At 67.6% G+C, this 13,186-nt stretch carries 14 protein-coding genes; 2 read left to right on the forward strand and 12 right to left on the reverse strand.

All coding sequences use genetic code 11. The features are described from left to right. Positions 1-245: 245 nt before the first annotated feature. Positions 246-524: a cold-shock protein gene (locus HZU84_RS02745; RefSeq protein WP_149503077.1), complete on the forward strand. Its 279-nt coding sequence runs from the start codon at positions 246-248 to the stop codon at positions 522-524. A 76-nt stretch (positions 525-600) separates the two neighbouring features. On the opposite strand, the gene icd is transcribed toward HZU84_RS02745, so the two are convergent. From icd to hemN, 3 genes are all read right to left on the reverse strand, one after another. Beyond that, complete coding sequence (icd, locus tag HZU84_RS02750) at positions 601-1,857, reverse strand: NADP-dependent isocitrate dehydrogenase (RefSeq protein WP_149503076.1); 1,257 nt, start codon at positions 1,855-1,857, stop codon at positions 601-603. Between the two features lie 123 nt (positions 1,858-1,980). Beyond that, a complete protein-coding gene (locus tag HZU84_RS02755; protein WP_149503075.1) occupies positions 1,981-2,718 on the reverse strand; it encodes an urease accessory protein UreH domain-containing protein in 738 nt (245 codons plus the stop codon). After that, a complete protein-coding gene (hemN, locus tag HZU84_RS02760; protein WP_149503074.1) occupies positions 2,719-4,155 on the reverse strand; it encodes an oxygen-independent coproporphyrinogen III oxidase in 1,437 nt (478 codons plus the stop codon). It lies immediately after the preceding gene. Between the two features lie 163 nt (positions 4,156-4,318). On the opposite strand from hemN, the gene fnr reads away from it, so the two are divergent. Beyond that, positions 4,319-5,056 (forward strand): fumarate/nitrate reduction transcriptional regulator Fnr, encoded by a 738-nt coding sequence (gene fnr, locus HZU84_RS02765; RefSeq protein WP_149503073.1) that lies wholly within the window; start codon positions 4,319-4,321, stop codon positions 5,054-5,056. 43 nt (positions 5,057-5,099) lie between these two features. On the opposite strand, the gene HZU84_RS20405 is transcribed toward fnr, so the two are convergent. The 9 genes from HZU84_RS20405 to HZU84_RS02810 are packed head-to-tail and all read right to left on the reverse strand — an operon-like array spanning position 5,100 to position 13,053. Next, entirely contained in the window at positions 5,100-5,432 is a 333-nt protein-coding gene (locus HZU84_RS20405; protein ID WP_244954443.1) for a hypothetical protein, read from the reverse strand. Further along, positions 5,429-5,680: a hypothetical protein gene (locus HZU84_RS02775; protein ID WP_149503072.1), complete on the reverse strand. Its 252-nt coding sequence runs from the start codon at positions 5,678-5,680 to the stop codon at positions 5,429-5,431. The genes HZU84_RS20405 and HZU84_RS02775 overlap by 4 nt, the downstream gene beginning before the upstream one ends. A 12-nt stretch (positions 5,681-5,692) precedes the next feature. After that, a complete protein-coding gene (ccoG, locus tag HZU84_RS02780) occupies positions 5,693-7,183 on the reverse strand; it encodes a cytochrome c oxidase accessory protein CcoG (protein WP_149503071.1) in 1,491 nt (496 codons plus the stop codon). Positions 7,184-7,215: 32 nt separating this feature from the next. After that, a complete protein-coding gene (ccoP, locus tag HZU84_RS02785) occupies positions 7,216-8,160 on the reverse strand; it encodes a cytochrome-c oxidase, cbb3-type subunit III (protein ID WP_149503070.1) in 945 nt (314 codons plus the stop codon). Further along, the gene (locus tag HZU84_RS02790; protein WP_149503069.1) at positions 8,153-8,341 is read right to left on the reverse strand and encodes a cbb3-type cytochrome oxidase subunit 3; all 189 of its coding nucleotides are present in this window, start codon (positions 8,339-8,341) and stop codon (positions 8,153-8,155) included. Before HZU84_RS02790 ends, ccoP begins: the two co-directional genes overlap by 8 nt. Before the next feature lie 16 nt (positions 8,342-8,357). Continuing rightward, on the reverse strand, positions 8,358-9,014 hold the full coding sequence (ccoO, locus tag HZU84_RS02795; RefSeq protein WP_149503068.1) for a cytochrome-c oxidase, cbb3-type subunit II: 657 nt from the start codon (positions 9,012-9,014) through the stop codon (positions 8,358-8,360). Positions 9,015-9,039: 25 nt separating this feature from the next. Continuing rightward, positions 9,040-10,482 carry a cytochrome-c oxidase, cbb3-type subunit I gene (gene ccoN, locus HZU84_RS02800; protein WP_149503067.1) on the reverse strand — a complete coding sequence of 481 codons (1,443 nt, stop codon included), beginning with the start codon at positions 10,480-10,482 and terminating at the stop codon, positions 9,040-9,042. Between the two features lie 54 nt (positions 10,483-10,536). Further along, entirely contained in the window at positions 10,537-10,707 is a 171-nt protein-coding gene (gene ccoS / locus HZU84_RS02805; protein WP_149503066.1) for a cbb3-type cytochrome oxidase assembly protein CcoS, read from the reverse strand. A 3-nt stretch (positions 10,708-10,710) separates the two neighbouring features. Beyond that, positions 10,711-13,053 (reverse strand): heavy metal translocating P-type ATPase, encoded by a 2,343-nt coding sequence (locus HZU84_RS02810; RefSeq protein ID WP_310734030.1) that lies wholly within the window; start codon positions 13,051-13,053, stop codon positions 10,711-10,713. Positions 13,054-13,186 lie beyond the last annotated feature (133 nt).

A 13,186-nucleotide genomic window follows, 5' to 3' on the forward strand; every position in this document is an offset into this window, starting at 1 on the left:
GTGCGCTGAAGACCCGGACAACCCGATCTTCGCACTGCCGGACCGAGTCAGGATTTGCGGCCCGCCGCCGCCATCGCTCGGCCGGCGCAGGCAGGCATCGCCCCTGGGGAAAACCGCCATTGGTTCACGCTTCGCACCAGAAGCCGGATCTGGCAGAGCTGACAGATTCTTGACACATAAAGACTCTATCTACAGAATCCGACTGAAACTATTGGGTTTTTTGTTGGGAAAGAGGAGAAAAATCAGTGGCTACCGGACTCGTCAAGTGGTTCAATGACGTCAAGGGCTTCGGCTTCATCCAGCCCGCCGAAGGTGGCGAAGATGTCTTCGCGCACTTTTCCGCCATCCAGATGGAGGGCTTCCGCACCCTGAAGCAGGGCGCGCAGGTCAGCTTCGATCTGGTCGATGGCCCCAAGGGCCGCCTGGCGCAAAACATCTGCCAGATCGACCCGCCACCCGGCCGGGGCCAGGCGGGCATGCGCACCGAAGAGCCGGCCGCGGCGGAAAACACCGCAGCCGCCTGAGCCACCAGACAAGACAAAAGGCCCGCGACTGCGGGCCTTCTTTTTCGGTGCAGCGCGCTCAGGTCGCGCCGCGTCATCAGGACATCTGCTCGATCATCACCTGGCCGAAACCGGAGCAGGAAACCTGGGTCGCCTCCTCCATCAGGCGGGCGAAATCATAGGTGACCCGGCCAGTCTGGATGGCGCGTTCCATCGACTCGATCACCAGATCGGCGGCCTCGGCCCAGCCGATGTGGCGCAGCATCATCTCGGCCGACAGGATCAGCGAACCCGGATTCACATAGTCCTTGCCGGCATAGCGCGGCGCGGTGCCGTGGGTGGCCTCGAACATCGCCACCGAGTTCGACAGGTTGGCGCCCGGCGCGATGCCGATGCCGCCGACCTGCGCCGCCACCGCGTCGGAGATGTAGTCGCCGTTGAGGTTCAGCGTCGCGATCACCGAATACTCGGCCGGACGCAGCAGCACCTGCTGCAGGAAGGCATCGGTGATCGCGTCCTTGATGAGGATGTCGCGACCGGTCTTCGGATTCTTCAGACGCATCCACGGGCCGCCGTCGATCAGCTCGGCGCCGAACTCCTTCTGCGCCAGCGCGTAGCCCCAGTCGCGGAAGCCCCCTTCCGTGAACTTCATGATGTTGCCCTTGTGGACCAGGGTCACGCTGGGCTTGTCATGGTCGATCGCGTACTGGATGGCCTTGCGCACCAGGCGCTCGGTGCCCTCGATCGACACCGGCTTCACGCCCAGGCCCGAGGTCTCGGGGAAGCGGATCTTCGTGACGCCCATCTCTTCCTGCAGGAAGCGGATGAGCTGCTTCGCCTTCTCGCTGCCGGCCGGGTACTCGATGCCGGCGTAGATGTCCTCGGAGTTCTCGCGGAAGATGACCATGTCCGTCTTCTCGGGCTCCTTCAGCGGCGAGGGCACGCCCTTGAAGTAGCGCACCGGGCGCAGGCAGACGTAGAGGTCGAGTTCCTGGCGCAGCGCGACGTTGAGCGAGCGGATGCCGCCGCCCACCGGCGTGGTCAGCGGGCCCTTGATCGACACCAGATAGTCGCGCACCACCTCGAGCGTCTCGTCGGGCAGCCAGACATCGGGGCCGTAGACGCGGGTCGCCTTCTCGCCGGCGAAGATCTCCATCCAGTGGATGCGGCGCTCGCCGCCGTAGGAGCGTGCCACCGCGGCATCGATCACCTTGATCATCACCGGCGTGACATCGACGCCGACGCCGTCGCCCTCGATGAACGGGATGATCGGATGGTTCGGGACATTCAGCGTGCAATCCTCGTTGACGCTGATCTTCTGTCCCTCGGCAGGCACCTGGATGTGCTGGTACATGGTGGGTCCGGTCTCGTGGCTTGTTTCAAACAGGAAATGGGGGCGGAGAGCGTGAGATTTTCGGGTCTCGGTGCGCCCGGTGATTCTAGGCATGCCGGACCGGCGCCGCATCCGCGGCAATGCTCAGCTGCACCAGGCGATCAGCGCCTCGGCCCAGGGGCCGTGGCCGAACAGCGACCAGCCCGACAGCAGCATGACCGCCAGCCCGGACAGGCGCAGCGGCAAGGTCGCGCGCAGATCGCCCGGCCCGCTTGCCACGCCGGAGCGCCGCAGCGCGGCCGGCAGCAGCCGCAGCCACAGCGCCGGCCCCAGCAGCAGCGCCGCGCTGCTGGCCAGCGCGAAGACGGCCATGACCGCCGCGCCCTCCAGCGGCGAGGACGCCACCGCCGCCAGCAGCAGCGCCGCATGCAGCAGACCGCAGGGCAATGCCGGCCACAGCAGGCCGACACCGGCGGCCTTGAGCTCGCCCGGCATCGCGACGCGCCGCGTGCCGTCGGGCAGTTCGGGCCGGGCCCTTGTCCGCTGCTCGATCCAGGCCTCCAGCGCGGCGGGCAAGCGTCCGCGCAGCAGCAGCCACAGGCCGATCATCACCATGAACAGCTGCAGCCCGGTCCAGAGCGGGCGCAGCCAGCCCGCCACCTCGGCCAGCCAGCGCAGCCCGCCGACGATCGAGGCCGCCGTCGCACCCGCCAGCGCATAGGCCAGCAGCCGCCCGGCCAGCAGCCCCAGCGCGCCGCGCGTCGGCGCCTGCGGCGTGCAGCGCCGCGCCACCGCCGCACATCCGGCCGCGCACATCGCCGCGCAGTGCGGCGTGCCGGCCAGGCCCATCAGTGCCGCCGTCAGCAGCAGCGCACCTGTCATTCAGATCACCTTGGAGAAGCGCTCCCGGTTGCGGTCGGCCCGCAGGTGACGGTCGAAGACCATCGCGACCGAGCGGACGAAGTACCAGCCCAGCGGCGTGACCTCCAGCCCGTCCTCGCTCAGCGTGACCAGGCCGTCGCGGGCCAGATCCTCGAGCGCCTCGATCTCGGCGGCGAAATACGAGCGCACGTCGATCAGATGGGCCAGCGCGACCGACTCGTAGCTGAGCCGGCCATGGCACATGATCGACATGATCACCGCGCGCCGCACCAGGTCGTCGCGCGTCAGCGCCAGGCCGCGCACCACCGGAAGCTGGTTGGAACGCAGCGCATCGTAATACTCGTCGAGCGTCTTGGCGTTCTGGCTGTAGCAAGCCCCCACCCGGGAGATCGCCGACACGCCCAGGCCGATCAGGTCGCAGTCGGGCTGCGTGCTGTAGCCCTGGAAGTTGCGGTGCAGCCGCCCCTGGCGCTTGGCCTGCGCCAGCGGATCGTCAGGCAGCGCGAAGTGGTCCATGCCGATGTACTGGTAGCCATGGCTGACGAAGCCGGCCAGCGCCTGCGCCAGCATGCCCACCCGCTGGCCACCACTGGGCAGCTCGGCCGGCTCGATGCGGCGCTGCGGCTTGAAGCGGGTCGGCAGGTGCGCATAGCCGTACATCGCGATGCGATCCGGCCGCAGGCCGGCCACCTGGCGCACCGTGCGCTCGAAGCTCTCGGGCGTCTGGCGCGGCAGGCCGTAGATCAGATCGACATTGATCGACTCGAAGCCCAGCTCGCGCGCATCGCGCATCAGCGCCTCGACCTGCTCGAAGGGCTGGATGCGGTGCACCGCCTGCTGGACCTGGGCGTCGAAGTCCTGCACGCCGAAGGAGACGCGGTTCAGCCCGAGCGCGCGCAGATGCGCCAGACGCTGGCGGGTGACGGTGCGCGGGTCGATCTCGATCGAGAACTCGCCCTTGGGCAGCAGCTCGAAGCGCGTGCGGATCGCCGCCATCAGCCGCGACAGCTCCTCGTCGCTCAGGAAGGTCGGCGTGCCGCCGCCGAAATGCAGCTGCGAGACCTGCACCCGCTCGCCCAGCGCGTCGGCCGCCAGCGCCATCTCGTGCTCGAGCGCATCCAGGTAGGCCGCGGCACGGCCGTGGTCGCGGGTGACGATCTTGTTGCAGGCGCAGTAGTAGCAGACCGACTCGCAGAACGGCACATGGATGTAGAGCGACAGCGGCGCGCCCGCCCCGCCGACCCCGCCCATGTCATGGCGCTGGGCCAGCGCCTGCAGGAAATGCTCGGCGGTGAAGGCCTCGACAAAGCGGTCGGCGGTCGGATAGGAGGTGTAGCGCGGTCCGGGCCGATCCATCCGGTGCAGCAGTTCGTCGGTCAGAACGGGCTCGGCCTGCAGGCCGCTGCCGCGGGTCGGTTGGAGAGTCGGTTGGTCCATGGACGCACACTGTGCCGACGGATGCCCGGCGTACCTTGACGCAGCTCAAGCACGATGCAGGACACATCCCCAAGAATCGACCGCGATTGATCGGATCGAGAGTCTTCGGCCTCAGAATGGGGCTCGAGCGGATCCGCATCGAAACACCAACGCCTTTTTCGCCATGCACGACACCACGACGTCCCCCCGCCTTGACGCGCTCAAGGTCGCCTGCTCCGCCTGCAATCTGCGCGAGCTGTGCCTGCCGGTCGGCCTGTCGGACGAAGAGCTGTCCTCGATCGACGACATCATCGGCACCCGCCGGACCGTGCGCCGCGGCGAGAGCCTGTTCCATGCCGGCGAGACCTTCACCGCGCTCTACGCGGTGCGCACCGGCTTCTTCAAGACCGTCGTGTCGGCAGCGGATGGCCGCGAGCAGGTCACCGGCTTCCAGATGGCCGGTGAGCTGATCGGCCTCGACGGCATCAGCACCGACCACCACTCCTGCGACGCGATCGCGCTGGAGGACTCGCAGGTCTGCATGATTCCCTACAGCCAGCTCGAGACGCTGTCGCGCGAGGTCACGCTGCTGCAGCACCAGTTCCACAAGATCATGAGCCGCGAGATCGTGCGCGACCATGGCGTGATGCTGCTGCTGGGATCGATGCGCGCCGAGGAACGTCTGGCGGCTTTCCTGCTGAACCTGACCCAGCGGCTGCAGGCGCGCGGCTTCTCGGCCTCGGCGCTGGTGCTGCGCATGACCCGCGAGGAGATCGGCAGCTACCTGGGCCTGAAGCTGGAGACGGTCAGTCGCACCTTCTCGAAGTTCCAGGAGGAAGGCATCCTGGAGGTCAAGCAGCGCGACATCCGCATCCTCGACCAGAACGCGCTGCAGCGGGTGGTCAACGCGGCCAACTGCTGAGCGCCGGGCTCCGGGTCTCGCCGGAGCCGATCCGGCAGCAGGATCAGGCTGATGGATGCCGTCCGGCGGACGGGCCACCCTCATCGCCCATCACCAGCTGCGTCATCGCGCTGGCCAGCGCGATCAGCACCCAGAACAGCAGGAAGGCGACCGAGTAGATCGTCATCGCGTCGGCCTCGGCCACCGGGCTGCCCATCCAGCGCAGGTCGGCCGGATCGACCATCGAGAACACCAGCATCTCGACGACGCCGGCCATCAGGAAGGACGGCCACAGCACCGCCGGCCAGCGGCGCTCGCGCGCCGAGGCCGCGGGCTGGACCTCCGCCCCGCCATCGAACACAGGTGAACCGTCATGCTCGAACGGGTCGGTCTTCATTTGACGCCCCCGGTGGCCGCATGGTTGCGGCCCTGCATGGCCGGCGCGTTGGCCGCCTGATCGGCCGACACATGCTCGGCCGTCTGGATGACCGGATCGGGGTTCTTCAGCGCCAGGGTCAGCGTCACGAAGCTGGCTGCGACGACGACCAGCGGCCCGCCGACCACCAGCCACATCATCTTGAAGCGCCACCACGGCCGCGGATCGTCAGCCGGGGCGGAAACGGAATTCGCAGGGGTTCGGCTCATGCGGAGATCTCCTCAGCGCGGAATGATGAAGGTCGACTTCTCGCGCACGACCAGAGGCGCCGGATCCTGACCATCGACACGCGCGATGTCGAAGTGTATTTCGTGCGAGCCCGGTCCGGCTTCGGCTGCCGCCTCCGGTTGAACCCGGACGGATACCGTCACCCAACGGGCCTCGGCCGCACCGACCTCGATCTCCGTGGCCGGATCGACCGTGATGCCATTCAGGCCGCTCACGCCCAGGCGGTAGCGATGCGGCTGCTCGCCGGCATTCATCACCTGCAAGCGATAGACGTTCTCGATCTGACCTTCGTCGACGATGCGCGCCAGCGAGGCACGATCCCGGATCACGTCGACACGGAACGGCGTGCGCATCCAGATGCTCGCGCCGACCGCCGCCACGATCAGCACCAGGATCACGGTGTAGATCAGCACCCGAGGACGCAGCACCCGGCGCCACATCTGCGCACGGGTGAAATGCTCCTTCAGGCCGTTCTGGGTCGCGTAGCGGATCAGGCCGCGCGGGTAGTTCATCTTGTCCATGATGCCGTCGCAGGCATCGATGCAGGCGGCGCAGCCGATGCACTCGTACTGCAGGCCGTTGCGGATGTCGATGCCGGTCGGACAGACCTGCACGCACACGCCACAGTCGACGCAGTCGCCCAGGCCCTTGCTCTTCGGGTCGACCTTCTTGCCGCGCGAGCCGCGCGGGTCACCCCGCTCGGCGTCGTAGCTGATGATCAGCGTGTCCTTGTCGAACATCGCGCTCTGGAAACGCGCGTACGGGCACATGTACTTGCAGACCTGTTCGCGCATGAAGCCGGCATTGCCCCAGGTCGCGAAGGCGTAGAACAGCACCCAGAACCATTCCCACGGGCCGAAGCCGAGCGTCATCGCCTCGGCCGCCAGCGTGTGGATGGGGGTGAAGTAGCCGACGAAGGTGAAGCCGGTCCACAGCGCGAACAGCACCCACACCAGATGCTTGGCGCCCTTGCGGCGGATCTTCTCGGCCGTCCACGGGCCGGCGTCGAGCTTCATCCGCTGGGCGCGATCGCCCTCGAAGCGGTGCTCGAACCACAGAAAGATCTCGGTGTAGACCGTCTGCGGGCAGGCGTAGCCGCACCACAGTCGCCCACCCACCGCGGTGAACAGGAACAGCCCGTAGGCGGAGATGATCAGCAGTCCGGTCAGGTAGATCAGGTCCTGCGGATACAGCACCAGACCGAACAGGTAGAAGCGCCGGCTGACCAGATCGAACAGCACCGCCTGGCGGTCGTTCCACATCAGCCAGGGCAGGCCGTAGAAGACGATCTGGGTGAGCCACACCAGGGCCCAGCGCCACTTCGCGAAATAGCCGCTGACGGCGCGCGGATAGATCTTCTTCGACTTCTGGTAAAGCGAGACGGTCCTGGCGGCTGCCGGCTCGGCAGCCGGCGCAGGACCGGCGGAGGCAGAGGCCACGGAGGGCGAGGAAATGGGCGAAGCGCCCGTCTTGCTGGTATCCATGGCCTCGGTTTTAACCCAGGATGAACTTAAGGTTATTGCGCTTTCGCATCCCCTGCGGGAGCGAGCGCGGTCTGCTTGTCACCCTTGTGCGACAGGCTCCAGACATAGGCGGCGAGCACCTTGATCTGTTCCGGCGACAGGCGGCTGGCGTGCTGCGGCATGACGTTGGTCTTGCCGTTGTTGATCATCGCGATCACGGCAGCCTCGCCCCAGCCGTGCAGCCAGACCTTGTCGGTCAGGTTCGGCGCGCCCATGGCCTGCATGCCCTTGCCATCGGCACCGTGGCAGGCGGCGCAGGCGCCGAACTTGCTCTTGCCCAGCTGCGCGCGGATCGAGTCATGCGCGCTGCCCGACAGGCTCAGCACATAGTTGGCGACGTTCTTGACGTCCTCGGCCGAGCCGACCGCCGCAGCCATCGGGGGCATCATGCCCTGGCGACCCTCGGCGATGGTCTTGGCGATGTACTCGACGCCCGTGCCGCCCAGCCAGTCGTTGTCCGTCAGGTTCGGGAAGCTCTTGCTGCCGCGGGCATCCGAGCCGTGGCAGGTGGCGCAGTTGTTGACGAACAGCCGCTCGCCGATGCCCATGGCCTTCGAGTCGGCCGCCAGCGCTTCCGGCGTCATCGTCATGAAGCCGGCGTAGATCGGCGCCATCGCCTCGCGGGCCTTGGCATGCTCGGCCTCGAGCTGGCCTTTGGAAGACCAGTTCAGAACGCCCTTGCTGCCACCCAGGCCCGGATAGAGCGTCAGGTAGATCGCGGCGAACACCACCGTGATGATGAACAGGCCCATCCACCAGCGCGGCAGCGGGTTGTTCATCTCGCGCAGATCCTCGTCCCACACATGGCCGGTCGAATTGTCGTCCGCCATGACGGTGCGCTTGCTGGCCACCGCCAGCACGAACACGCAGAACACCAGTCCGCCCACCACGATCGCGATGACGTACCACGACCAGAAACTCGAAATGAAGTCACTCACGGGTGCCTCCGTTGCTTGTGCTTGTCTTGAGATCAGCCGGCTCGTCACCGTCGAGCGCGAGCGACGCGGCCTCGTCGAAGGCCGAGCGGTTGCGGCTGGAATAGGCCCAGGCGACGATGCCCAGGAACAGGATCAGGAAGAAGACGGTGACGAGACTGCGGAGGTCGTTGACGATGTCCATGACGCTCCTCCTCCGGTCACTGCGCAGCCGCGGTGGTCGCGGCCGGGGTCGCCTTGCCACCTGCGGTGCCCATCACCTGCAGATAAGCGATCAGCGCCTGCATTTCCGTCTTGCCCTTGACCTCGTCGGCCGCCTTAGCGATCTCGTCGTCGCTGTAGGGCACGCCGACCTTGCGCAGCGCCGCCATGTTCTTGCCGATGTCGACATTGGCCGGCGCGGTGTCGAGCCAGGGATAGGCCGGCATGTTCGACTCGGGCACCACGTCGCGCGGGTTCATCAGGTGCACGTAGTGCCACTGGTCGCTGTACTTGCCGCCCACGCGGTGCAGGTCAGGACCGGTGCGCTTCGAGCCCCACTGGAACGGATGGTCGTAGACGAACTCGCCCGCCTTGGAGATCTCGCCGTAGCGCAGCGTCTCGGCGCGGAAGGGACGGATCATCTGCGAGTGGCAGTTGTAGCAGCCTTCGCGCAGGTAGACGTCACGGCCGGCGAGCTGCAGCGCGGTGTAGGGCTTGAGGCCCTCCACCGGCTGGGTGGTCGAGGTCTGGAAGAACAGCGGGACGATCTCCGTCAGGCCACCGAAGAGGATGGTGACCAGCGTCAGGACGATCATCAGGAAGTTGCTGGTCTCGATCTTCTCGTGACCAGTCACCGGTGCATTCTTGTTTGCCATGGTGATGTTGCTCCGTGGGTCGGGGTCAGGCGTGGGCCGCGGCCACCGGCGGGATGGCCACCGGCTCGGCCTTGCCGGCGCGGATGGTCATGACGGTGTTCCAGGCCATCAGCAGCATGCCGGTCAGGTACATCAGACCGCCGCCCAGGCGGATGACATAGAACGGGTAGGACGCCTTGACGCTCTCGACGAAGCTGTAGACCAGCGTGCCGTCGGGGTTGGTGGCACGCCACATCAGGCCCTGCATGACGCCGGCGATCCACAGCGCGGCGATGTAGAGCACGATGCCGATGGTGGCCAGCCAGAAGTGCAGCTCGATGGCACGCACGCTGAACATCTGCTTGCGGCCGAACATGCGCGGGATCAGGTGGTACAGCGAGCCGATCGACACCATGCCGACCCAGCCCAGCGCGCCGGAGTGCACATGGCCGACGGTCCAGTCGGTGTAGTGGCTCAGCGCGTTGACGGTCTTGATCGACATCATCGGACCTTCGAAGGTCGACATGCCGTAGAACGACAGCGAGACGATCAGGAACTTCAGGATCGGGTCGTCACGCAGCTTGTTCCACGCGCCCGACAGGGTCATGATGCCGTTGATCATGCCGCCCCAGCTCGGTGCCAGCAGCACCAGCGAGAAGATCATGCCCACCGACTGCGTCCAGTCCGGCAGCGCGGTGTAGTGCAGATGGTGCGGACCCGCCCACATGTAGGTGAAGATCAGCGCCCAGAAGTGCACGATCGACAGGCGGTAAGAATAGACCGGACGGTTGGCCTGCTTGGGAATGTAGTAGTACATCATGCCCAGGAAGCCGGCGGTCAGGAAGAAGCCCACCGCATTGTGGCCGTACCACCATTGCACCATCGCGTCCTGCACGCCGGCATAGGCCGAGTAGGACTTCGTCAGACCGACCGGAATCGCGGCCGAGTTGACGATGTGCAGCAGCGCGACGGCCAGGATGAAGGCGCCGAAGAACCAGTTGCCCACATAGATGTGGCTGACCTTGCGGATGCCCACGGTGCCGAAGAACACGATGGCATAGCTGACCCAGACGACGGCGATCAGGATGTCGATCGGCCACTCCAGCTCGGCATATTCCTTGCCTTGAGTGAAGCCCAGCGGCAGCGACACGGCTGCGGCCAGGATCACCAGCTGCCAGCCCCAGAAGGTGAACTGGGCCAGCCCGGGCGCGAACAGCCGGGTCTGGCAGGTGCGCTGCACCACGTGGTAGCTGGTCGCGAACAGCGCGCAGCCGCCGAAGGCGAAGATGACCGCATTGGTGTGCAGCGGTCGCAGCCGGCCGTAGCTCAGCCAGGAAATGCCGTTGGTCAGTTCGGGAAATGCCAGCTGGGCCGCGATCACGACCCCGACGAACATCCCCACGATGCCCCACAGCACGGCGGCCACGGCAAACTGCCGTACCACCGCATCGCTGTAGACGGGGCCAGCCGTCTGTGTGTTGATTGCCATTGGTTGCTCCTTGGAAACTCTCTCGATCCCGGACGGGAATTCTTTGGCACCCCGTCAGTGACGAGGTTGACTCGAATCAAGCTCGTCCGGGTCTGCGCGCAGCATGCGCTCGCCCTCTCGCTCGATGTCGTCGAACTGGCCGGCCTTCAGGGCCCAGGCGAAGATCACGATGATCAGGAAGACCAGCACGATGGACAGCGGAATCAGCAGGAAAAGGATGTCCATCGCTCAGCCCTTTCCCGGCAGACGCAGCCGCCAGGTCGTCAGACGCAGCGCGTTGACCACCACCAGCAGCGAGCTGGCCGCCATGCCGACGCCTGCCAGCCAGGGCGGCATCCAGCCCGCCAGCGCCAGCGGCACCGACACCGCGTTGTAGATCAGCGCCCAGCGCAGGTTCTGCCGCACCACCGCCAGCGTGCGGCGCGCGGTCGTGAACACCACCGGCAGATCCTCGATGCGGTCGGACAGCACGATCACGTCGGCACGGGCCTGGGCCAGCGCCGCCGCGGTGCCCATCGCGATCGACACGTCGGCACGGGCCAGCACAGGCGCATCATTGATCCCGTCGCCGACCATCGCGACGACACGGCCTTGACGCTGCAGGGCCTCGACCGCTTCGAGCTTGTCCTGGGGCGTGCAGCGCGAACGCGCGTCGGCGATGCCCAGCCGCGCGGCCATCGCCGCGACGCTGCCGGGCTGGTCGCCCGACAGCAGGTGCAGCGCCAGGCCATCCGCAGCCAGGCGGGCGGTGCCGCTGACCGCATCGGCGCGCAGCACCTCGTCGAACTCGAAGCGCAGCACCGGCTGCCAGAGCGAGGCGGCATCGGCCTGACGATCGCGCAGCGCCAGCCAGACCTGGGGACGCTGCACCGCAGCCGCCGCCTCGGCTGCACCGCACCAGGCGCCGGAGCCCAGACGGACCTCGAGGCTGCAGGCCGCGATGCGCACGCTCGCCTGCACGCCCTGCCCGGCCTGCTCGAGCAGATCGGTCGGCTCGGCCGACCAGTCGGCCGGCGGCAGCGCCTGCACCAGCGCACGCGACAGCGGATGCGAGGAGCGCTCGGCCAGCTGGCGGGCCACATCCCGCAGCAGCCCGGCCGGCAATCCGGCGCAGACCGGCGCGGTCGGCTGCATCTCGACGGTGGCGGCCAGCGCCAGCCGGTCCTCGGTGACGGTGCCGGTCTTGTCGAAGACCACGTCGCCCACCCGGGTCAGGACTTCCAGCGCATCCAGGCGCTGCACGACGATGCCGCGGCGTGCCAGCTCGCCGGCGGTGGCCAGCAGCGCCACCGGTGCGCCCAGCGACAGCGCGCACGGGCAGGTCACCACCAGCACCGCGACCGCCACCCACAGCGCCCGCGACGGATCGATGAACATCCACGCGCCCCAGGCCAGCGCCGCCAGCACCAGCACCGCGATCAGGAAGGGGCCGGCCAGCCGGTCGGTGGCCAGGATGAAGGCGGGGCGCTCGGTCAGCGCACGCTCGACCAGCGAGACGATGCGCTGGTAGCGGGTCTGCACGCCGAGCTGCAGCACCTCCATCACCACCGGCGCGCCCAGGTTCAGGCAGCCGGCGGAGACCTCGTCGCCGACGGCCCGGTCGACCGGACGCGACTCGCCGGTCAGCATCGCCTCGTCGACCTGGGTGCGGCCCTCGAGCAGTCGGCCATCGGCGGCGAAGGCCTGGCCGGCATGCACCCGCACCCGGTCGCCGACGGCCAGCGCCGACGACGGCACCAGCTCGCCACGGTCGGCCGCATCCAGGCGCTCGACCGCATCGGGCAGCCGGCGCATCACCGCATCGAGCGACTGCGCCGCACGCTGGCGTGCCCGCGCCTCGAGCGTGCGCGCCGCGAACAGGAAGCTGACGAACATCGTCAGCGAGTCGAAGTAGACCTCCGAGCCGAATGGCCCGGCCGGATCGAAGGTCGCCACCGAGCTGGCGACGAAGGTGACCGCGATGCCCAGCGCGATCGGCAGGTCCATCGAGACGCGGCGTTCGCGCAGACCGTTCCAGGCGCCGCGGAAGAAGGGACCGGCCGCGAAGATGATCACCGGAATGCTCAGCACCCAGCTGGCCCAGCTCAGCAGGCCGAGCATGTCGGGCGTGATGTCGCCAGGCGCCGCCACATAGGTGGGCGTGGCGTACATCATCACCTGCATCATGCAGAAGGAGGCGACGAAGAGCCGCCACAGCGACTGGCGAGACTCCTTCGTGGCCAGTGCGACGGCCTGCGCCCCGGTGTCGGGAAACGCCCCGTAGCCGATCGAGCGCACCGCCTCGATCATCGCGGAGACCCGGGTGCGCCGCGGATCCCAGACCACCACCGCACGCTGCGCGGCACCGCTGACCTCGGCCCGGCTCACCCCGTCGACCTTCAGCAGCGCCTCCTCGATCTGGCCGGCGCAGGCCGCGCAGTACATGCCGCCGATCAGCAGGCGCGACTGGCCCAGCTCGCCGCCCTGGCCATCGTCGATCCACTGGGTGAAGGCCTGCTGCTGGGCGCGATCGTCGACCGCGGCGGCCTGGGTGGCGGTCAGCGCAGGATCGCCGCTGAACTGGCCCGGCACCACGGGCGTGACAGGTCCGGACGCGGCCGAAGACGGCGTCAATGGAGCATCGACACGGGCGGAGGGTGGGGTTGTGGCGGGCATGGGGGCATGGGACGGCCGAGCGACCGCCACGCATGCGCTATTCTTTGGG

This window comes from Sphaerotilus sulfidivorans, from assembly GCF_013426975.1.
GTDB classification, from domain to species: Bacteria; Pseudomonadota; Gammaproteobacteria; order Burkholderiales; family Burkholderiaceae_C; genus Sphaerotilus; species Sphaerotilus sulfidivorans.